The organism is Patiriisocius sp. (assembly GCF_051252435.1).
In the GTDB taxonomy this organism is placed as follows: Bacteria; Bacteroidota; Bacteroidia; order Flavobacteriales; family Flavobacteriaceae; genus Patiriisocius.
In genome coordinates, this window is sequence record NZ_JBPOFW010000001.1 from 716,620 (window position 1) to 738,920 (window position 22,301).

General features: G+C 33.5%; 18 protein-coding genes. 16 read left to right on the forward strand and 2 right to left on the reverse strand.

Going from position 1 to position 22,301, the window contains the following annotated elements; translation table 11 throughout:
* Positions 1–105: 105 nt before the first annotated feature.
* A complete protein-coding gene (locus ACSHW7_RS03235) occupies positions 106–954 on the forward strand; it encodes a class I SAM-dependent methyltransferase (RefSeq protein ID WP_435677875.1) in 849 nt (282 codons plus the stop codon).
* Positions 955–1,104: 150 nt separating this feature from the next.
* Here the strand turns inward: ACSHW7_RS03235 and ACSHW7_RS03240 are convergent, their stop codons facing one another.
* Positions 1,105–2,253 (reverse strand): ATP-binding protein, encoded by a 1,149-nt coding sequence (locus ACSHW7_RS03240; RefSeq protein WP_435677876.1) that lies wholly within the window; start codon positions 2,251–2,253, stop codon positions 1,105–1,107.
* 94 nt (positions 2,254–2,347) lie between these two features.
* On the opposite strand from ACSHW7_RS03240, the gene ACSHW7_RS03245 reads away from it, so the two are divergent.
* From ACSHW7_RS03245 to ACSHW7_RS03260, 4 genes are all read left to right on the forward strand, one after another.
* The gene (locus tag ACSHW7_RS03245; RefSeq protein WP_435677877.1) at positions 2,348–3,535 is read left to right on the forward strand and encodes a phosphoglycerate kinase; all 1,188 of its coding nucleotides are present in this window, start codon (positions 2,348–2,350) and stop codon (positions 3,533–3,535) included.
* Between the two features lie 60 nt (positions 3,536–3,595).
* Complete coding sequence (locus tag ACSHW7_RS03250; RefSeq protein ID WP_435677878.1) at positions 3,596–5,248, forward strand: LysM peptidoglycan-binding domain-containing protein; 1,653 nt, start codon at positions 3,596–3,598, stop codon at positions 5,246–5,248.
* 8 nt (positions 5,249–5,256) lie between these two features.
* On the forward strand, positions 5,257–6,225 hold the full coding sequence (locus ACSHW7_RS03255; protein ID WP_435677879.1) for a DUF4837 family protein: 969 nt from the start codon (positions 5,257–5,259) through the stop codon (positions 6,223–6,225).
* A 267-nt stretch (positions 6,226–6,492) separates the two neighbouring features.
* Positions 6,493–7,329, forward strand: coding sequence for an alpha/beta fold hydrolase (locus ACSHW7_RS03260; protein ID WP_435677880.1), 837 nt, complete (start codon positions 6,493–6,495; stop codon positions 7,327–7,329).
* 104 nt (positions 7,330–7,433) lie between these two features.
* Here ACSHW7_RS03260 and ACSHW7_RS03265 read toward each other — a convergent pair whose 3' ends face one another.
* Positions 7,434–7,616: a twin-arginine translocase TatA/TatE family subunit gene (locus ACSHW7_RS03265; protein WP_435677881.1), complete on the reverse strand. Its 183-nt coding sequence runs from the start codon at positions 7,614–7,616 to the stop codon at positions 7,434–7,436.
* A 118-nt stretch (positions 7,617–7,734) separates the two neighbouring features.
* Here ACSHW7_RS03265 and ACSHW7_RS03270 point away from each other — a divergent pair, with 118 nt between their 5' ends.
* The 11 genes from ACSHW7_RS03270 (at position 7,735) to ACSHW7_RS03320 (ending at position 22,241) form a co-directional block, all read left to right on the forward strand.
* Positions 7,735–8,601 (forward strand): M23 family metallopeptidase, encoded by an 867-nt coding sequence (locus ACSHW7_RS03270; RefSeq protein WP_435677882.1) that lies wholly within the window; start codon positions 7,735–7,737, stop codon positions 8,599–8,601.
* Between the two features lie 51 nt (positions 8,602–8,652).
* On the forward strand, positions 8,653–10,146 hold the full coding sequence (locus ACSHW7_RS03275; protein WP_435677883.1) for a GH3 auxin-responsive promoter family protein: 1,494 nt from the start codon (positions 8,653–8,655) through the stop codon (positions 10,144–10,146).
* A gap of 81 nt (positions 10,147–10,227) precedes the next feature.
* The gene (locus ACSHW7_RS03280) at positions 10,228–11,913 is read left to right on the forward strand and encodes a DUF6909 family protein (RefSeq protein WP_435677884.1); all 1,686 of its coding nucleotides are present in this window, start codon (positions 10,228–10,230) and stop codon (positions 11,911–11,913) included.
* Between the two features lie 396 nt (positions 11,914–12,309).
* Entirely contained in the window at positions 12,310–13,446 is a 1,137-nt protein-coding gene (gene wecB, locus ACSHW7_RS03285; RefSeq protein WP_435677885.1) for a non-hydrolyzing UDP-N-acetylglucosamine 2-epimerase, read from the forward strand.
* Positions 13,439–14,650 carry a UDP-N-acetyl-D-mannosamine dehydrogenase gene (gene wecC / locus ACSHW7_RS03290; protein ID WP_435678258.1) on the forward strand — a complete coding sequence of 404 codons (1,212 nt, stop codon included), beginning with the start codon at positions 13,439–13,441 and terminating at the stop codon, positions 14,648–14,650. The genes wecB and wecC overlap by 8 nt, the downstream gene beginning before the upstream one ends.
* Positions 14,651–14,932: 282 nt before the next feature.
* Positions 14,933–15,904 carry a hypothetical protein gene (locus tag ACSHW7_RS03295; protein ID WP_435677886.1) on the forward strand — a complete coding sequence of 324 codons (972 nt, stop codon included), beginning with the start codon at positions 14,933–14,935 and terminating at the stop codon, positions 15,902–15,904.
* A 33-nt stretch (positions 15,905–15,937) separates the two neighbouring features.
* The gene (locus ACSHW7_RS03300; protein WP_435677887.1) at positions 15,938–16,921 is read left to right on the forward strand and encodes a heparin lyase I family protein; all 984 of its coding nucleotides are present in this window, start codon (positions 15,938–15,940) and stop codon (positions 16,919–16,921) included.
* Positions 16,922–16,959: 38 nt separating this feature from the next.
* Positions 16,960–18,399, forward strand: a complete 1,440-nt coding sequence (locus tag ACSHW7_RS03305; RefSeq protein ID WP_435677888.1) for an MBOAT family O-acyltransferase — start codon at positions 16,960–16,962, stop codon at positions 18,397–18,399.
* Between the two features lie 143 nt (positions 18,400–18,542).
* Positions 18,543–19,805: a hypothetical protein gene (locus ACSHW7_RS03310; RefSeq protein ID WP_435677889.1), complete on the forward strand. Its 1,263-nt coding sequence runs from the start codon at positions 18,543–18,545 to the stop codon at positions 19,803–19,805.
* 38 nt (positions 19,806–19,843) lie between these two features.
* Positions 19,844–21,040 (forward strand): oligosaccharide flippase family protein, encoded by a 1,197-nt coding sequence (locus tag ACSHW7_RS03315; protein WP_435677890.1) that lies wholly within the window; start codon positions 19,844–19,846, stop codon positions 21,038–21,040.
* A complete protein-coding gene (locus ACSHW7_RS03320) occupies positions 21,018–22,241 on the forward strand; it encodes a hypothetical protein (RefSeq protein WP_435677891.1) in 1,224 nt (407 codons plus the stop codon). Before ACSHW7_RS03315 ends, ACSHW7_RS03320 begins: the two co-directional genes overlap by 23 nt.
* The last annotated feature ends 60 nt before the right edge of the window (positions 22,242–22,301 follow it).

A 22,301-nucleotide genomic window follows, 5' to 3' on the forward strand; every position in this document is an offset into this window, starting at 1 on the left:
TATCCTTAAAACGCTATAAAAAGTTAAACAGGTTCTGTTTCAGAAATTTTTAAATTAAAGATATATTCTCTTTCAAACGCACCAATAAAATTTTTTTCAAAACTAGTGGATTCTAAAAACAAAATTGTTTACTTAAAAACAAAAGACTATTTCAAATCTGGAGAATCTTTTGATTTGTTATTTGATAAAGAGCGTAATATGTTGGTCACATTTCCGCAGCCTTCAAATGATAAAATTGGATTTTATTATGATAGCGACGAATATATTTCACATACAGATAGCAAGCGAGGGATTATGCCGTTTTTATACCAAAAAGTGAAAAGGCATTCGCTTCAAAATAAATTAGCCCTCATAAATTCAATGGTTAGTTCCAAAGGACGCCTTTTGGATGTTGGAGCAGGAACTGGAGATTTTTGTATTGCTGCGTCTAAAGAAGGTTGGAAAGTTCAAGGAGTAGAACCCAATGATAATGCAAGAGTAGTCGCCCGTGAAAAAGGAGTACAACTTACAAGTTCGATGGCAGATTATAAAAATCAATTTTTCGATGTAATTACTTTGTGGCATGTATTAGAACATTTGCCAAATCTAGAAGAACAAATCCAAGAGTTAAAAAACTTATTAAACCCAAATGGAGCTTTAATTGTCGCTGTCCCAAATTATAGATCTTTTGATGCAAAATATTATAAAGAATACTGGGCAGCATTTGATGTTCCAAGACATCTTTGGCATTTTTCTCAAAAAAGCATGAAATTACTTTTCGGTGATTTTTTCAAACTTGAAAAGACGAAACCAATGATTTTTGATTCCTTTTATGTTAGTCTTCTTTCTGAGAAATACAAATCTGGAAATTCTTTTTCAATAAAAGCACTTTTGATAGGTTTATGGTCAAATATTAAAGCGATTTCTTCAAAAGAGTATTCTTCCCTTATTTATTGTTTTAGAAAAACCAAATAAGCTCAAATAAAGACTGTATTTGGGACTTGCCGTACGATGTGACGGCTAAGGTCTTAAAAAACCCAAAAATCGTTTAAACCGCTTAATTTTAATCGAAAACTAATAGAAAAAAACAATAGCTTTTGTGGTCTGTAATAAGCATTTGTTATATTATTGTTTAGCGTGAATAAGACGAGTTAATTTAATCGATACATCTGTAAAAATAATTTTAGCATTTCCGTTTCTTTCAATATGATAAGAAGCATCATCAAGTGCTTTTTGAATTTCGTAAATATTGTTTTGGTGGATGAACGGAGCAAATTTCTCAATCGAAAAACCAGTGTTTTCAGCTTCAAAAAAAAGTAGACTATCAGCCTTGTAGTTTTTCAATAAAGCTTGCCTAAAAGTTTCGCTACAATAGGAAAGGAAATTTTTTTGAGTTTCTCTTCCTTCTTTAGCTAACTCTTCACTCCATTGAATTAAACCCCTAATTGCTGTTTTATTCCCTTTTGCCTTAAAAGCAGTTCTCACCCATGAAACAAACCATTTTTCAAAAATTAAATCGTTACCATCTTCAGCCAAAAGACGCAAAGCATTGTTATAGTCACCATTGGATTGTTTGCTGATTTTCAACGCTTTATTTTTATCTATATTTTTATTTTCAAATAGCGAGTTGGCAATTTGTTCTTCAGATAATAGTGGGAATTGCAATTTTTGGCACCTTGACCTAATCGTTCCAATAATTTGTTCTTCGCTTTCAGCAAGTAATAACAGGACTGTTTTTTCGGGCGGTTCTTCTACGAGCTTTAAAATTTTATTTGAATACTCAGTATTCATTCTATCTGCCATCCATACAATTATAATCTTATGACCGCCTTCATAGGCCTTTAGAGATAATGTTTTTAGCATTTCTTTTGCTTCATCAACCTTGATACTCCCTTGCTTTTTCTCTATACCAATCGCTTCATGCCATTGATATAGGGAGTTGTAAGGATTTTCGGCAACAAAACTTCGCCATTCTTGAAGAAAATTACTAGAAACAGCATTCTTTTTAACAGCATCTGTGGTACTAACGGGATAGACAAAATGTAAATCTGGATGTGCAAGCTGCTGCACTTTATTTTTACAAGAAGTATACGCAGTAGAATTTATTTCGTGATTGCTGCATAAAATAGCTTGAGAATATGCTATCGCCATAGGCAATATACCACTTCCTGTATTGCCAATAAACAATTGGGCATGGGGTATTCTCCCATTATCAATACTTTTTAAAAGGTGATTTTTTAAGTGATTTTGTCCTACAACCTGCGTAAAATCCATCCGCAAATTTACTTAAATAAGCGCAAAGCACAACTCATTTTAATAGCACCTTCAAAGCGGTTAAAAACTGTATATTTGCTTTAAAATTTTCACAATGAAAACAGTAAACGACTTTAATTTTTCAGGCAAAAAAGCTTTAATCCGAGTAGATTTCAATGTTCCTCTCGATGACCAATTTCAAGTGACAGATGCCACTAGAATAGAAGCTGCAAAGCCAACAATAGTAAAAATTCTTGAAGACGGAGGTAGTTGTGTGCTAATGTCGCATTTGGGTCGTCCTAAGAACAAAGAAGCCGAGTTTTCACTTCAGCATATCATTGAAACAGCTTCATCAATTTTAGGAATTAACGTTAAATTTGTGAGTGATTGTATTGGCGAAACTGCTGAAAATGCTGTTGCAGATTTAAAACCAGGAGAGGTTTTATTATTAGAAAACCTAAGATATTACGAAGAAGAAACTAAAGGAGATAGAGGATTTGCAGAAAAGCTGTCAAAACTGGGTGATATTTACGTAAACGACGCTTTTGGTACCGCTCATAGAGCCCATGCCTCAACAGCAATAATTGCTAAATTTTTTCCGAATAATAAATGTTTTGGACTTTTAATGGCTTCGGAAATTTTAAACTTAAAAAAAGTTTTAGAAGAACCTCAAAAACCCTTAACCGCAATCATTGGTGGCGCAAAAGTGTCTTCAAAAATTACAGTTATTGAAAATATACTTGATAAAGTAGACCATTTGATAATTGGCGGCGGAATGGCATTTACATTTATAAAAGCCCAAGGAGGATCTATTGGAAATTCACTCGTAGAAGAGGACAAACAAGAGTTAGCCTTAGAAATTTTAGCACTTGCCAAAGAAAAAGGTGTGGAAGTGCATTTACCAGTTGACGCTGTCGTTGCTAATAGTTTTTCTGAATTTGCCAGTACAGAAGAAAGTCCCATTGATAATATTGCCGAAGGCTGGATGGGACTCGATGTAGGATCAAAAACCAATGAAAATTTTGCGGCTGTAATTCACAATTCAAAAACTATTTTGTGGAATGGTCCTGTGGGGGTTTTTGAAATGGAACCCTTTGCAAAAGGGACAATTTCTTTAGGAAACGCAATTGCAGAAGCTACTAAAAACGGTGCGTTTTCACTTGTGGGTGGTGGAGATTCGGTTGCTGCGGTAAAGCAATTTAATCTAGGCAATAAAGTGAGTTACGTTTCTACGGGAGGTGGCGCTATGCTTGAAATGCTTGAAGGAAAAACGTTACCAGGCATCGCTGCGATTTTAGAATAAAATGAACAAAACCTTTATTTTTTTATCTTTAAAGACTTTTGCTTCTGAAATTTCGTTGAAATGTCTATGAATAAATTACTTTACATATTTGTCTTGCTCTTTTCGGTTACGGCCATTGGGCAGAATGATTCTATTCCAAGTTCAGAAACACCCAAAGGTATAATTAAGGAAGAGGGTTTAAAAGGACCTAAAATTTCCGAAGAGAAAAACACTCAACGTATCCCAAAACTAGACTCGTTACGCCCCGTAAAAATACAAATTGTCGACACCATAAAAGTTCAGGGAATGAGCGGTGATTTACCAATGACAGCTGTTTCGACAAGAGTGAAAGATACGATGCTTTTCTTGTTAGAAGATTTGTCGAAAGCACGCAGATTAGATAGTTTGTGGCTCAAGGAATTATATACATCAAATCATTTTGAGGACATGTACGGGAGCATTACAAACATGACGTATGAGCCAATAGAATATGTCGAGTTGCCCACCGAAGTGCTCAAAACAAGACTTGCCGAACTTAACGCTAGAACGCCTTTTAATGTGGAGTATAATCCTTCTTTGGAAAGCGTTATCAAAAACTACCTTAAAAATCGTCGCAAAAGCATGGGTAGATTAATGGGGATGGCGGATTATTATTTTCCTATGTTTGAGGAGGCGCTTGACAAATATAATTTGCCTTTAGAGCTTAAATATCTTGCCATTGTAGAGAGTGCTTTACGCCCAACAGCAGAGTCTAGAGTTGGCGCGACGGGGCTTTGGCAGTTTATGTATGGTACGGGAAAAATGTTTGGTCTCGATGTAAATAGTTATGTGGACGAACGAAGTGATCCCCTTAAAGCAACCGAAGCTGCATGTCAATATCTTGAAATGCTATACGCGAGTTTGGGAGATTGGGATTTGGCCTTAGCGGCTTACAATTCGGGGCCCGGAAACGTTTCAAAAGCAATTAGAAGATCTGGTGGTTATACAAATTACTGGAATATTAGACCCCATCTTCCACGTGAAACGGCAGGTTATTTACCAGCTTTTCTGGCTACAATGTATATTTTTGAGTATGCAAAAGAGCACGGTTTTAAAAGTGAAGGGCCACGAATTCCTTACATAGCGACAGATACAATTCATGTAAAAAAACAAATTTCTTTAGAGCAAATTGCGACGGTAACCTCTATGGATTTAGCAGAATTAGAGTTTTTAAATCCTTCTTACAAATTGGGCATTATTCCTATTGTCAAAGACGAAGTGTACACGTTGAGATTGCCTGTTGATATTATTGGAAAATTTGTTCAAAATGAAGATGCTATTTACGCATACGCTCAAGCTGAATTCGATAAAAGAGAAAAGCCATTGCGAGAAGTTGTCAATGAAGAAAGTAAGATAAGGTATCGTGTAAGAAGTGGTGATTTTCTCGGAAAAATAGCCAATCGCTATGGCGTAAAAGTGAGTGATATAAAACGATGGAATGGTTTAAGAAACAATAACCTAAGAATTGGACAACGATTAACCATTCATCCTCGCAAGTCATTACCAAAAAAAGAGGTGGAGAAAGAAAGGAATGTTACCAAAAACTTAAACGTAAATACTTATACTGTAAAAAACGGAGACTCTTTGTGGTCAATTTCTCAAAAATTTCCTGGAGTTACAGTTGATAAAATTAAAAAGTGGAATGATATTAGCGGCAACAAATTAAAGGTAGGGATGACCCTTAAAATTTTATAGACATATTTATGAAAACAATTTATTTTGCAATAGCCGCATTAGTTTTATTTGCATCCTGCGACGGAGGGAGTGAAAAAAAATACAAGCAGGAGTCTTTAGGAAATATTAATACACTTCAAGTAATCATGACAAATGCACTGTGGCAAGACAGTGTGGGTGAAGAAGTACGCAAACGCTTTGCATCGCCGGCTTATGGGCTTCCACAAGATGAACCCATTTTTTCAATGAATCAAATGCCACCAGAGACATACACTGGCTTTGCAAGAAAATACCGTCTCTTTTTACACGTAACAATTGCAGATAAAGACACAGTGGCTATTAGAAAAAATCCTTATGCAAAACCGCAGATAGGAGCATTTATAACTTCCACAACTCCTGAAGGACTCATCAAGCTTATCGAATCAAATTACGAAAGCATCATCAAAGCATACCAATCAGCCGAAATAAAAGAAAGACAACGCCGCACTAGCATTTCTATGCGCAACACAGACTCTTTGAAAAACGACTTAGGGATTAAACTAGAAATCCCTTCTGCGTATAAGATTTCAAAAGCAGAGAAAGACTTTTACTGGATGCAAAAAAAATTAAAACACGGTACTACAAACGTTATTGTTTATGAAGTCCCGTTGTCTCAAATACCCAACGACAGCACAACAATTGGAGCCATTATAAAGATGAGGGATTCCATTGGTATCAATAAAATGCCCGTAGAAGATGATGGACAATTTATTACTGAAGAAGCCTATGCACCTTACCTCTTTGAGAGTGAAATTGACGGCAAGTTTGCTTGGGAAACTAAAGGTACTTGGGAGGTAAAAGGCCGCTACATGGCAGGGCCGTTTGTAAATTTTGCCATCCGTGATGAAAAGAATAACCGCTATATCGTCATTGAAGGATTTACGCATGCACCTTCTGTTGCCAAACGTGATTTACAATTTGAATTAGAATCAATTCTACGCTCTGCGAAGATTGATTGACATTTAAATTTCTTCGGAAATGTGTATTAATTGAATTATTATTTCAATTTAAAACATTAGTGAATAAAATTAAAATATGCCCTGAAACAAAAATTGTTTCAGGGCTTTTATATTTCCGATGAAATTTACACCGAATACACTACAACCCTTAAAAACGTTAACATAACACCTGTTTTTACGTTAAACATCTTTTAAATAGAATTATAATTTTGGTGAATGCATATTTCAGGATTAACTTTAATTTTAAACAAATAATTAAAACGAAAAATGGGATATATAAAAACAAGCTCCAAAGAAAATTCAAATGCAATTAATCTTTATTATGAGGATTATGGAAAAGGTCAACCGGTGATTTTAATTCATGGTTGGCCTTTGAGCAGTGCCATGTGGGAACAACAAAAATGGGCCATCGTTGAAGCAGGCTTTAGATGTATTGCGTATGACAGAAGAGGCTTTGGAAAAAGTGATTTCCCTTGGAGTGGGTATGATTATGATACGATGTCAAAAGATCTAAACGATATTATTGAAACATTAGATTTAAAAGATGTGGTGCTCGTAGGATTCTCAATGGGCGGAGGCGAGTTAGGAAGATACGTTGGCAACTATGGAACAAAAAACATTTCGAAACTAGTGTTTTTAAGCTCTATTGCGCCATTTATGATGAAAACAGGCAACAACCCAGACGGTGTGCCAGAAAAAGTTTTTGAAGGCTTTAAAGACGAGCTAGAAAAGGATAGAGTTGATTTCCTAAAAGGATTTGGAAAAAACTTTGTCAATTATGACGAAAACAAAGATAAAATTAGTGAAGCGCAGTTACACTATTCTTGGAATGTAGCAGCAAATGCCTCTCCAAAAGGAACAATTGATTGTGTAAACGCTTTCGGAAAAACAGATTTACGAGAGGACATAAAAAAAATTGATGTACCAACATTGTTTATCCACGGAGATGCGGACAATGTAGTTCCAATGAAGCCAACTGCAGAGCAAGGACATAAAATGGTAAAGAACAGCAAGCTTCATGTAATTAAAGGAGCGCCTCACGGGTGTGTATTAACTCACAAAGATGAGGTGAATGAAACTTTAATTAAATTTTTAAAAGGATAATTTAAAATTTTTTTGAAACTAAAAACCCCTAAAACACATAGTGTTTTAGGGGTTTTTGTACTTTCAGTAACCCGTTTCTTAGCTTTTGCCGCTAAATAAAAAATTTATTTTTCTACTTTCTTATCGTCATCTTCTTTCGAAGCGTCTTTGAATTCTTTGATGCCGCTTCCTAGTCCTTTCATTAATTCGGGGATTTTTTTACCTCCAAATAATAATAAAATAACCAATACGATAATCCCAATTTGCCACGGGCCTACCATTCCTAAGTATATTGTTAAATATTCCATGATATTAAATTTATAGCGCAAAGGTAACAAGAAATCCTAACATAATGCGTTTTCAATAAGCAATTGCAACTGCTCATTGCAGTTTGTTTTATATTTGTGAAGTGAACACAAGAAACTAATGGAGCCTAAAGAAAAACGAACCAAAAAAATAAGGAAAAAGCTACTGCACAAGTATCGCTTGGTTGTTCTCAATGAGGAAACGTTTGAAGAGCGTTTTTCTTTTAAGCTTAACAGGCTCAATGTGTTTGTTTTTAGTATAATTTCGGCAGTTTTGTTAATTGCAATTACTACATTTATCATTGCCTTTACGCCATTGAGAGAGTACATCCCTGGTTATTCATCAACAGCATTAAAGAAAAAAGCGACTGAACTTACTTACAAAACAGATTCGCTAAAACAAGTCATTGAAATCAACGAACAATATTTGTCATCTATTCGAAAAGTATTGAGCGGAGATATTAAAACCGTCAATTTCAATAAGGATTCCGTTATCGAGGCGGCAAAAATTGATATTTCAGAAATCAATCTTTCCGCTTCAAAAGAAGACTCTATTTTAAGAGAAAAAGTAGCTCAAGAAGACAAATACAATCCGTTATTGAGTGCTTCGGAAATTGGACTCGTTTTTTTCGCTCCCGTTAAAGGAACTATTTCTGAGCCATACAATCCAAAAGCAAAACACCTTGCCGTTGATGTCGTTACCGTCAAAGATTCTCCCGTAAAAGCGGCAGCAGACGGCACCGTTATTTTCGCTGGATGGACTGCAAATACAGGGAACGTCATTATTTTAGAACATTCTAACAACACAATAACGGTATATAAACATAACGCGTCTTTAAATAAAAGTCAAGGCGAATTGGTTAAAGGCGGAGAAGTAATCGCCGTTGTTGGAAATACAGGCGAATTGACCACAGGCCCACATTTACATTTTGAAATTTGGCGAGAAGGATACCCCGTTGACCCAAGAGATTTTATCGATTTTGATTAATATAAAATCGAGAAGCTATTAACAATAACGAAATAAACCATCAACCACCACGTGTCACTAAAATCCATAGGAGCTAAAATATTTGCAAAAGTTATTGTCTCAAAGATGCGTGCTTGGTCTGAAAATCCTGTGGCTACGCAGGAAAAGGTTTTTCACAATTTGATTAAGGAAGGACGTAAAACACGCTTCGGAAATGATCATAATTTCAACCAGATTGATACACCCCAAGATTTTGCTAAGCACGTGCCTATAAGAGATTACGAAGCACTCAAAAATTATGTGGATGCAATGGTCGCTGGAGAACCAGACATTTTATGGCCTGGGAAACCCCTTTATTTTGCAAAGACTTCGGGAACGACCTCTGGCGCAAAGTATATTCCCTTGACAAAGGATTCTATGCCTTCGCATATCAAAGCTGCTCGAAATGCCATTCTTTGTTATATTCATGAAACTGGAGACGCATCATTTGTAGATGGAAAAATGATTTTTTTACAAGGGAGTCCAGAAATGACTCAAAAAAATGGAATAGGTTTGGGAAGACTTTCGGGAATTGTCGCGCATTACGTGCCGAGTTACCTTCAAAAAAATCGATTGCCCTCTTGGGAAACCAACTGTATTGATGACTGGGAACAAAAAGTAGATGCCATTGTAAAAGAGACGAAAGACGAAAACATGACCGTCATTAGTGGGATTCCCCCTTGGGTACAGATGTATTTTGAGCGGTTGCAAGAAGAGACAGGAGAGAAAGTGGGCGACCTTTTCAAAAATTTTAATCTGTTTATTTATGGAGGTGTAAACTTTGAGCCCTATCGAGCAAAATTCGAAAAGCTGATAGGCCGAAAAGTACCAAGTATTGAACTCTTTCCTGCGAGTGAAGGTTTTTTTGCATTTCAAGACTCACAAACGGAAAAGGGAATGTTACTGCAACTAAATAGCGGAATATTTTATGAATTCATCGAAGCAGAGGCCTTTTTTGAACCCGACCCAAAACGTTTTACAATTGGAGACGTAAAGCTTGACACAAATTATGTAATGATTATTTCGTCAAACGCGGGACTTTGGGGATATAATTTGGGAGATACTGTAATGTTTACCTCTTTAAAACCTTATAGAGTTACCGTTTCGGGGAGGATTAAACATTTTATTTCGGCATTTGGTGAACACGTGATTGGTAAAGAAGTAGAGCAAGCCATGAACGAGGCAATGGCCAAACATAATTTCAGTATTACTGAATTTACAGTAGCCCCGATGACAGATGTGCCCGACGGAACATTAGCATATCACGAATGGTTGGTTGAGTTTGAATCGCTTCCAAATGAAATGGATTCAATTATAAAAACTATTGATGCATCGCTTCAAGCACAAAATAGCTACTATAAAGATTTAATAGACGGCAATATGTTGCAACCGCTTAAAATTTCGGCTTTGCCTAAAGATAGTTTTCAAAAATATATGAAGTCGCAAGGAAAATTGGGCGGTCAAAACAAAGTGCCAAGGTTATCTAATGACCGTAAAATTGCTGACGGGCTTTTGGCCCAAAGTTAATTTTAGTAAAATTTTTTTAAAATTTAGCAATTAAAAAGAGTCAATCACAAAACGTCAACCAAAAATGTATCTTTGCACGAGATGACAAAATTAAAAGCACATACAAGGTCTCGCGCACAAGAAAGCACAGGTGCCATTGAGCGATTATACATCACGATGCGTCACTTGTTCAATCGTGGTTTTTATAAGCCAATGGGTGTGTCTGGCGAGTCTTTACGTGATTCTTTGTTGATTTTACGACCGGAAATTTATGGTTCCATTTCCGAAGAAAAGATAGAGCTTCAGGGATTACTTTACGTAATTGATAGATTACCAGACAGCATTGAAGAATGCAGCTATATCAATTTAACAAGTGACGAAGGGTATAAAAACTCACATTTTAAGCCGATTATTCCGCCAAAACGTCGTCGCAATTGCTATCGCATAGACGATGAGCAAATGAATATAGAAGTGACCCGAGGAAGGTCTGAAATCTATGATATATTAACGCATTTGACCTTTTTATACATAGAGTCGCATAAAATTATGAAGCAAGTGCTCATTGATGAGAGCGGTGCTGTTATTCGTGATTGGAAAAAACTAGAAGTTGCTGTCGCCAAAAAGGAAAACCTAACCCAAGAAGAAAAAGAAATTGCATTAACGCACACAGCAAATTTTCTCGGCCGCACTTTTGAAGAAGTAAATAGTGTTTACAACGCCTTTGCAACAAGCACGAATGCGGATAGATTCCTCAATATTATTTATTACTTAGGAAAACTTGCTATTGAGGAGGTTATCAATGATAATAAACGCATTATAACATTTAGCCCAGTGCTTAGAGAGCGATTGGGTCATCATATTCATGGAGAGAAATGGGCCTTGAATATAAAACAAACGCTTGATAACAAAGGGTTGGTTGGTAGACCGCTTCACATTATTAGTGCCAATATGCATAGTGTAATGAATTCTTTATATGCAGAAAAAGCACTTCCTGCGGAAGCTAAAAAAGGCAGCTTAATGAGTTTATACGAGTTATTGAGTAGTCATGGCAGCACTAAGCAACGGGAAAAAACAATGAAAGTAGCCCTTGCCGAAGGCATGACTTATATTGAAGATACAAGCGGCACGAATATTAATGTGCAAATATTTGATACAGCAAAGCTGAAGAAAATGCCCTTTGGCCTCGAAGAAAAAGAACTTCCCGAAGCTGAGAAACCAGTTATAATTGTAATGGATTATGCATTTGGGGAGCAAGCCTATGAAACGATGGATGAACTGCTCAAGCCCTATGTTAAAGATGGCAGCACACATTTTTTAAATGTTGTTTCTATTGGAATCATGGGAAAAGCGGGCATTCTTGACGGCGGAAAAGGAGATATAATGATACCGAGTGCTCACGTTTTTGAGGGCACTGCGGATAACTACCCTTTTAAAAACAAACTAAAGAAGAGTCATTTTGCCAACGATGATGTAAAAGTGTGCACTGGCTCAATGATTAGTGTGCTTGGAACATCGCTCCAGAACAGGGATGTTTTGCGTTTCTTTTTTAACAGCACTTGGAATGTAATCGGGTTAGAAATGGAAGGGGCACATTATCAAAAAGCGATACAAGCAGCTTCAAAAATAAGAGGTAGTATTGCAAAAAAAGTGAAGGTAATGTATGCCTATTATGCAAGCGATAATCCATTAGAGACAGGTAGCACTTTAGCTTCTGGAGGTTTAGGTACAACAGGAGTAAAACCAACGTATTTAATCACAGAAAAAATGTTAAAATTGATTTTAGGGTAAGCTAAAAATATATTTTGGAAAACAGTAAAGCATTGATAAATGGGGGTGTAGGCTTAAAAGGGTCAAATAATGTTTCTAAAAATTTTAGAGGATACCCAGGATGAGGATTTTTTTAAACTAGAGTGATTTTAGTTAAATTTTGAAAAATTCAAGAGTTTTTGAAATAGATTACGGGACAACTTTTTGCTTTTTTAAACTTGTAATATTTTTGCAATAAAGTGAAATAATTAACATAAAAAACGATTCTAGGAATTAGGAAAAACCACGCAACCTTAGGCATTGATTGGTATCTTGAAGAAAGTGAGATGATTATTTTAGAAAAAAATAGAGAGTTACCTTCATTTAGAGAGGTGGTTAATAAATAATTTAGTTAAGAAGAGAGAAGGAAACTTGTTTATGAAGAAAAAGAATTTAATCATTTTTGGAACACGTCCAGAAGCCATAAAAATGGCACCATTAGTCAAAGCATTTAAAAAAGAGTCTTCTTTTGAAACGTATGTTTGCGTAACTGCACAACACAGAGAAATGCTTGATCAAGTTTTAGAATTTTATGACATTATTCCAGATTATGATTTGGATTTAATGAAGCCAAATCAGAATCTGTATAGCCTGACCGCAGATATTATATTGAATTTAAAACCTGTTCTAGAAGAAGTAAAACCGGACTATGTTTTTGTTCATGGTGATACTACTACTTCTACGGCTTCGGGAATAGCCGCTTTTTATAGTGGTGCGAAAGTGTGTCATGTGGAAGCAGGCTTACGAACCCACAATAGACAATATCCATTTCCAGAGGAATTCAACCGCCAGTTAACAGGGAAAATTGCAGATTATCATTTTGCACCTACTTCCCTCTCAAAAGAGAATTTATTAAAGGAAAACGTTTCCGAAGAAAATATTCTTGTTACTGGGAACACGGTGATTGATGCATTACTCTTTGGAATTGAAAAAGTGAATTCAAGTGAGTTTGAAGATGCTGAAATTAAGATGCTCAATGAAACATTAGATTTTAGTAAAAAAATACTTTTGGTCACAGGACATAGACGTGAGAATCATGGCGAAGGATTGTTAAACATCTGCACTGCTTTGAAAGAAATTTCAGAAAAAAACCCAGATACACAAATTGTATATCCTGTACATTTAAACCCTAATGTAAAAGGACCTGTGCACGAATTATTGGGTAATGAAAAGAATATCAAGTTGATTGCGCCGTTAGCATATCCAGCATTTATTTGGTTAATGGAAAAATGCCATAGTATTATTACCGATAGTGGTGGGATTCAAGAGGAAGCACCCAGTTTAGGAAAACCTGTGCTAGTCACTAGAACCACAACAGAGCGTCCTGAGGCCGTAGCAGAAGGCACTGTAATTCTTGTAGGTACAGATAAAGACAAGATTGTCGAGTACACTAATAAATTATTATCAAATAACGAACAATATAATGCGATGAGCAAGTTACATAATCCGTATGGAGATGGAAAAGCCGCTCAAAAAATTGTTACATATATCAAATCATTAAAACATGATGCATAAACCTAGCGTTGTGATGATGGGACTTGGCTACATAGGCCTTCCCACTGCAGCACTTATCGCCAGTAAGGGATTAAAGGTCACTGGGGTTGATATTCATAAAAAAGTCGTGGATACCATCAATCAAGGTAAAATACATATTGTGGAACCAGATCTTGACGGTCTTGTTCACCATGTGGTAAAAAAACAGTTATTAAAAGCAACATTGGCACCAGTTGCAGCTGATGTATACCTTATTGCAGTACCCACGCCTTTTAAAGAGAATAATATACCCGATATTAGTTTTGTAGCTTCGGCTGTTGAGAAAATAATTCCGGTACTTGAAAAAGGCGCATTGGTTATTCTGGAATCTACAAGCCCCGTGGGTACTACACGGAAAATGGAACAACTTATTTATAGTAAACGACCCGAATTGGAAGGAGCTATTTATTTGGCCTATTGCCCAGAGCGCGTTTTACCAGGTAATATTATTCATGAACTGAAAAATAATGACCGTGCGATTGGAGGAATCAGTCCAATTTCGACCGATAAAGCAATTGAATTTTATTCCCATTTTGTAGAAGGTGAATTGCACCCTACAAATGCTAAAACTGCCGAAATGGTAAAATTGGTTGAAAACGCCTCTCGAGACAACCAAATTGCCTTTGCGAATGAGCTTTCTATTATTTGTGACAAAGCAAATATAAATGTTTGGGATATGATTGCACTTGCAAACAAACATCCTCGTGTAAATATTTTAAATCCCGGTACCGGAGTCGGTGGCCATTGTATTGCTGTAGACCCTTGGTTTATTGTCGCAGAATTTCCAGAGGAAAGCGGCTTAATCCGCAAGTCTAGAGAGACCAATAACTATAAAACAGAATGGGTTCTTGAAAAAGTAAAAAACAAGGCACTCGCATTTAAATTAGAGCATAAGAGAGATGCAAAAATAGCATGTATGGGGCTAGCCTTTAAACCCGATATTGATGATTTGAGAGAATCTCCTGCGTTGTACGTAACAGAGCAACTTGAAAAAGAGGGATTCGATATTTTAAAGGTAGAACCTAACCTAGAAAATGATGGCACCCATGTTTTGACAGCAACAGATAAAGCGATTACCCAAGCAGATTTTTTAGTTTTTTTAGTAGCACATACAGATTTTAAGAACATAACCATACCAGCAAACACGCCGTATATGGACTTTTGCGGAGTTCGGAATAAAAAGTAAATGGAATAATTGTATAGAAAACAATGTTGATCACCCTGGCTCACCATCAATAAAATTATATAAAAATGCTTCGGAAATATATCAGGATTACTATTATAATTTCCAACCGCAATTGACAAATATAAATATTGAATGTGAAAATCATTATACTACATTTGCGCAACGTCCAGAATATAGTGTTGTGGATTGTAGGAAGATAATCAACACTTTTAGTATAAAGAGATTGGGTTGAAAATAAAGTTTAGAAATAACAATTGATTTAAAATAATAAATTAGGTATTTATGGCACATCAACAGAATGATGAGATTGATTTAGGGTTTTTGTTAGACAAAATCAATGGAGTATTTAGAAATTTAGCAATCGGTATTTATAATACTATCCAATATATTTTCAAATATTGGTATTTAATTTTAGGATTGTTGATTCTAGGAATTGCTCTTGGATATTTTGTCGAAAAGGATATTAGGCCCTCAAAAAAGGCCAATATAGTTTTAAGAACCAATTTTAATTCTACAGAATATGCGTATAATGCGCTAGAGGCTCTTTTAATGAAATCAAAATCTAAGGACACTGCATTTTTAAAAGAATATGGTTTTTATATTGATGAAATAGGAGATATCGTTATAAAACCTATAATTAGTTTTGAAGAAATCACGTCAAGATATGATCCAGATGATAGAATATTAGAGTCCGTTTTGCGTAATGTCGAGTTTAAAGACGACGAAATGGTATCTGAATCTTTTTTAAGCAATTATAAAAACCACGAGGTTGAAATAATGTTAGCACCATCTAGCTCAGAAAAAACAGTCGATAAAATCATTACTTATTTAAATGCGAACAGCAAGATTAAACAACTGAGCGCTAAGGGCAAAGAAGAGCTAATTAACAATATTGCAAGGCACGAATTTTCTCTTAAACAAATAGACTCTACCATTTCTAATTATAATGATAAGATTATTCTTGCCTCTTCAAACGAGAGAATGGTAGTTGTAGACAAAAACTTTAACTACAACAGTGTTTTAATAGTAAAGCAAGATATTCAAAAAGTTTTGACCAAACTTAAAGAAGACTTAGTATATGCTGATAATGCGATTGTACTAGTAAGTAACAACATTGTTTCCCAAGAAAAGAGACCGCTGTATGTCAAGAAATTTATAATATATCCTATTCTTTTTATTTTCCTATTCTTGTTAGCGTCTTGGATTTTAAAAAAATATGCACGCATAGGAGAACTTGCTAAGTCTAAGAACTAGTTTTATTTGAAAAACTAAAGAATCTTAATGTTTATGACAAGGTATTTATTTTTTTTTCTTTTTTCTATCGCAAATAGCTTTTCGCAAAGGTATTTTATCGAAAACTTTAATTATAAAAGCTTTGCTGAAATTGACAGTTTAAATCAAGCTGAATCTAAAAATGCAATATGGACTACGAAACATGCAGCTAGGGTTATTGATATTAACCAAAACAAAAAAATAGATAGTGAGGAAATTTTTAAAAACACTACCATTGTAAAGGATCCTTTTAGAAAGGGCAACAAAGTTTTAAGAATTGAACTTAATAAGGTAGCCCCTAAGTTTTTTTCAAAATATGCTTGTGACGATAGTAACGTTCAAAATGAATTTTCTGATGAAAAACTAAATGAACTATTCAGTCCAAGCAAGAATCTTTACTGCGTTGGTTGCAAGAAAAGCCCTCTAGGTATTTATAGATATGAATGGCTTACCCATATGACACGAAATGAAATTGCAACTAAAGGACCAGAAAAAAAATTATTTAAAACAAAGAAACATCAATGGTTTGGTGTCGAAATACTTATTGACGAGTTATATGAACTTGATAATTTAGAAAACGAAGAAATTATAACACAGTTTTATAATGTTAATGAAACTTCACTTCACCCCATTTTATCTTTAAGAATAGTAGATAAGAAATATTGGATGTACATCTATCGAGTTGAGAGCAAAACTCCCGAGCGTATATATTTAGCAAATGTCGAAAAAAATAAATGGGTGTCATGGAAATACCATTTTAGGATTTCTAAAAACCCTAAAAAAAGCATCATAGAAATTTGGAAAGACAATTTACTAGTTCTTGAAAAAAGAGGTGTAGTTGTTCCCAACAATCAAAGGTATTATTTAAAAGTAGGTGTTTACAAATGGGGTTGGTGGGATTGCGGAATGCCAATATTAAATAGTAAAAAAAAGGTGTTGTTTTTTGATAAAATTTGGACAAACAGAAATGATATTTCAACAAGGGTAAATCATAAATAAAGTTTACCTCAATCATTTTATTAACCACATTTCCCAATATGCTCTTTAATTCATTAGATTTTGCAGTTTTCTTTCCAATTTTCTTTCTGCTGTATTTGTTGGTAGCAAAGAAACTTGTTCTTAGAAATATTTTAATCTTATCGGGAAGTTACCTTTTCTATGGTTGGTGGGATTGGCGGTTTTTAAGTTTAATAATTTTTAGTTCTTTTGTCGATTATCTAGTGGGACTTAAGGTATATAAAACCTCCAATAAGAAATTAAAGAAAAGATGGCTCTTTGTTAGTTTGATTTCTAATTTAGGCCTTCTATTTTATTTTAAGTATACAAACTTTTTTATTGAATCTTTTGTTAATTCATTTACTTTGTTTGGAGCTAATATAGAATCTTTTTCTTTAAACATAATTCTTCCTGTAGGAATTAGCTTTTATACGTTTCAAACATTAAGTTACACCATAGATATTTACAGAGGGTCCTTGAAACCAACTAAAAATATACTCGCATTCTTTTCATTTGTAGCTTTTTTTCCACAGCTTGTTGCAGGTCCCATAGAAAGAGCATCTCATCTATTACCCCAGTTTTTTAAAATACATGAATTTAATTACAGATTATTTAAAAGTGGATTACTTCTTATTGCTTTTGGCTTATTTAAAAAAATGGTAATTGCAGATCGTTTGGCGATATTGGTTAATGAAATTTTCAATAACCCTATAGATCATATGGGACTTGAGCTTATAATAGGGTCACTCTTTTTTGCGTTTCAAATATATTGCGATTTTTCAGGTTATAGTGATATAGCTATAGGCATTTCTCGTACTCTAGGCTTTGATTTAATGAAAAATTTTGATGCACCCTACCTATCTTCTTCAATAACCTCTTTTTGGCGTCGATGGCACATTTCTTTATCAACATGGTTTAGAGATTATGTATATATACCATTAGGTGGAAGTAGAGTAAGTAATTTACTAACATACTTCAATCTATTTGCTGTATTTGTAATCAGTGGACTTTGGCACGGTGCAGCGATGACATTTATCATTTGGGGGGCAATACACGGAGCTTTTATTGTTTTTGAAAAAAGACTCACTAACAATACAAATCAAAGAAAAGAGAAGCCAAAATATAAAATTTTCTTGTCAACCCTATTTACATTTATGATAGTTTGTTTCGCTTGGATTTTTTTTAGAGCCAAATCTTTAAATGATGCATTCTACATTGTAAGTCATTTGGTTGATTTTAAATCAAATTTCGAAATCACTAACCTAGGTTTAGAAATACATGAATTTAAATTAGCTCTTGCGTCAATTATACTATTATTAATCTTTGATGCTATACATAGAAAGTATAATATGATAAAAATTATAAATAAGCTTCATTTTACAATTAGAAGTCTTATTTACGTAAGTATAATCTTGTCCATTCTTGTTTTTGGAGTTTATGGAGAAGAAGGGGTTTCTGAATTTATTTATTTCCAATTTTGAGTATGAAAAAAAGAGCATTGTCAATTATTACTTTTTTTGTGTTGTTTTTTGCGTTTTTTGCGTATCTAAACAGAGTATTTATTTCAAACCATAGATATGTAAATACTGTTCAGGATTTTCAAAAACTTACGAGTAAAACAGATGTGGACATTATTTTTTATGGCAGCTCTCATTCCTATACCTGTTATAACCCATTGATAATTGGTAACAAAACAGAAACAATTGCTTACAATTTGGGTTCTGATGCATTGCTTATTGGATATACGGATTTGATTCTTGAAGAGTCACTTAAAAAGACCAAACCGCAATTAATAGTATTAGAAGTTTATAAAGGAATTATAACTGTTCCTAAAAAATCAGATGATATAAAAGGCTTTCAACTGCGAGCTCTTGATTTAGTTTCAAATTATTCACTTAAGAAGTATGAAAAAATATTACAGGTCTATGAACCATATGAGATACCTGGAGTACTATTTCCTCTAGTAAGAAATCATGAAGAGTGGAATAAAAAAAAATATTTTAAATTTTCGTCTAGAGAGGAATTTAAAAAACCTGATTTTTATTATGGAGGCTATGTTGGTTATGGTAGAACGATACATCAATATAGAGATACTTATAAAGGATTTAGAAACAAGAAAATTTTTAAAGACGAAACTAAACCACAATTAAACGATTACGTAGTTCAAAGTATTAAAAATTTTGTAGAAATAGCAAATAAAAATAACATACCAGTTTTAGCGGTTACCTCACCAGACATTAGAACTCCATACAACAATTATTTTCTTTTTGATGAGTTTAGGGCACTATTTAATAGCTTAGGAGTTGATTATTTGAATTTAAATGATTTTTATGAGGAATTGGAATTGACAATTGATGATTTTAGAGATACGAGCCATGTCAATAAATTTGGAGGAACTAAATCGAGTGAGTTTTTAGCAAATTATATTAATCAGAACTATTCATTGAGGAAAAGAAAAAATAATAAAGAGTTTGTTGAAATAAACAATAAATATGAAATTTTTAAAAATGAATTTGTGGGGTCTGAACAAGCGAACAATAAAAATTATATAAGCAATGTAAATAAACAATTTGTAGATGGTATCTATCTTGATTCTATAAATATAAAAAAAAGCGAGGATTTTTACGACATAACACTATTTACCAATAAGAAGCCCGACGACGACAATAAATATAATTATTCTTTCAAGATTTATTCAAAGAACAAAAACTTAAAAGCCGAAAACATTGATGGCCATTTTAAAACAAAGAATAATAAAATAGAAATTTCTCACCCATCAGAAATTTCAGAAATAGAAAGGATTGAAATATTTTTATATGATAGGAAAGGATATAATGGCATTAAGGGTCAAAAAATAATAATAAGCAACATTAATTTTGAAGAGTAAAAGTAATATAAGGATAATAATAGAAAATATAATATACATTGTTTAAAAAGCAAATTCAAAAATCTTATTTATTATATGGTGGCGCAATCATTATCGCGAGAGGATTGGAGTATGTTATATTATTTTCTGCAGCCAGCTTATTAACCAAAGAGGACTACGGAGAATTAGAATATTATAAAAAATTTATAGAAGTATTTTCCAGTATAATAGCATTTGGGTTTCCGTCTTTGATTTTAAGTTACACTAGGAGTAGTGATAGTAAAACCTATTTCTATTTTTTATCGTGTATGATAACGTTAGTATTAAGTGTAATTACAATTCCTTTATTTAGTTTTTATAAGTTAACTTTTCTGATTACTCCATTATTGTTTTATGCACTGTTTTTTAATGGTGGTATTACACCTTCATATTTGTTAGTAAAAATGGGGGGAAAAAAAGCCGCATATTATAAAATAATTACATCAATTCTATTTTATACATTATTATATTTTGGTCTAAACTATTTTGATATAAGCAGTAATTTATATCCTTTTGGAGGTACTTGGCTTTTGCCGGTCTTTAGTATATACTTGATATTTGTATTTTGGAATAAAAAAATAGTTTTAATTAAACTTAAAAAGTACTGGAAATTATTTAGAAAACTATTAGTTAGTTCATTTACACTAGTTTTAAGCAATTTTTCAAATTTAATGTTTTTATATACTGATATTTTTTTAATAAAATTTATCGCGAAAAATCCTGATGTAATGATTGCTGATTTTAGTTTTGCTCTTAATGTTGCCGCAACATTATTGTTAATACCTATAACATTGGTACAGGTAGATATAGAAAAGCTAAAACAAAACATAGGCTACATTAAAATTTTGAATAGGCGAATTATAGTTTTAGTTTTTTTAGCAAGTGTAATATTGGTGACCTTATACCCTATTTTAGTGAGAAACTTATTTGAACTTTATGAGGACACAATTGTATTGTTTATTATTCTTTTAATTGCTAAAATATTTCATTCTTTATCTACATTATATGGTACTAATTTGTTGATATTGAAAAAATTCAGTCTTAATCTAAATGTAAATTTGTTTTTTTTAGCTCTTAATATAATTTTTTGTTATTTGGGCTATATTCTTTTTGGCATACTGGGTGTAGCCTCTTCTAGCGCTATTGCTTTAGGATTAAGATATATAGTTTTAATGCATTATAATAATAAGTATATTGAACAGAAATATTATAAGTAAAAACAAGCGCCTAGCTGAGATTCTAGTTCTGCTCCCTTTTATCCTAATTTTTTTAGGAGGAGCACTTATGAATACAAGTAAAGACTTTGGAACACTCGTAAAGTTCTCTGCCTTTGGCTATATGATTGCCTATACGATTATAAATTTGAGATTTAATCGAAATCTTATAATTGCGTTAACCGTATTCGTTCCTTTTTTAATTTACGGTATTGCAATTTCATTTAATATAAAGGCTGGTATAAGTGATGGACTAAGGTATTTATTTCCCATTATTATTTTATTTTATAGCTATTCTATAAAAAATAGATTTCCTATACTTTTAAAATTTGTCGTCGTATTTGTATTGATTAATTTTTTAACTCAAATCGTCAACTATGCTAACTGGATAAGGGGAGTAGAACAGTGGTTTTATTATAAAAGAGATGGTTATACCTCTTTTAGTCAAGTTGCTGGTATTCTAAGAGGAACAGGAGTAGTTGTTTTTTTTGGTTTTTATGGCTTTTTAAACTTAGTCTCTTATGTAATTATTTCAAAATATTATAAGGGAAAATATAAAATTTGGCTCTTAGGCATCACCATATTTGGAATTTTGGCAAGTATGTCTTATAAAACGATAGGTACATTTTTAGTTATTTTATTAATATATCATTACAAACATTTTGTCAAGATTTTAAGTTTATTGGCAGCATTAGCTATGTTAATATTTGTGGCATTTGCAAAAGAAGGACTTTTTTTTCTTGAAAATTTTATGCTGAGAATCAATCTTTACATTACGGGCTCTAAAACAGCTAGGAGTGATTCATACAGGGTAATGATGGAAGAGATTGCAGATTTTAACCTTTTTGGTAGAGGTGTTGGAGTATTTGGAGGTCCTGCGTCAATCAAATATGATTCACCCTTTTATTTTGAAAAAAGTTATAAGTGGTATGATGCAGAGTGGCTTAACCTTGTGACCACCGACACATTTTATCCACACCCATTTGTAGAGCTAGGCATCATTGGAGGCTTTATATATTTAAGTGTATTGTGTGTGCCATTATTGAGAAAGAAAATTACTAAGAGGTGGTCAATTGTTGCACTTATTTATTTTGCTATCTTCTTCGACGCCTTATTTTCATTTGCCTTAAACAATCCAGAATATTTAATGTATTCTCTTGTATTTACATATCCTATTTTACATTATTATGAGCAGAAAAACTAGAGTCTTTATGTTTGCAAATATCCCTATAAAGGATGAAAAGCGTTCATTGGGTGGCGCTAC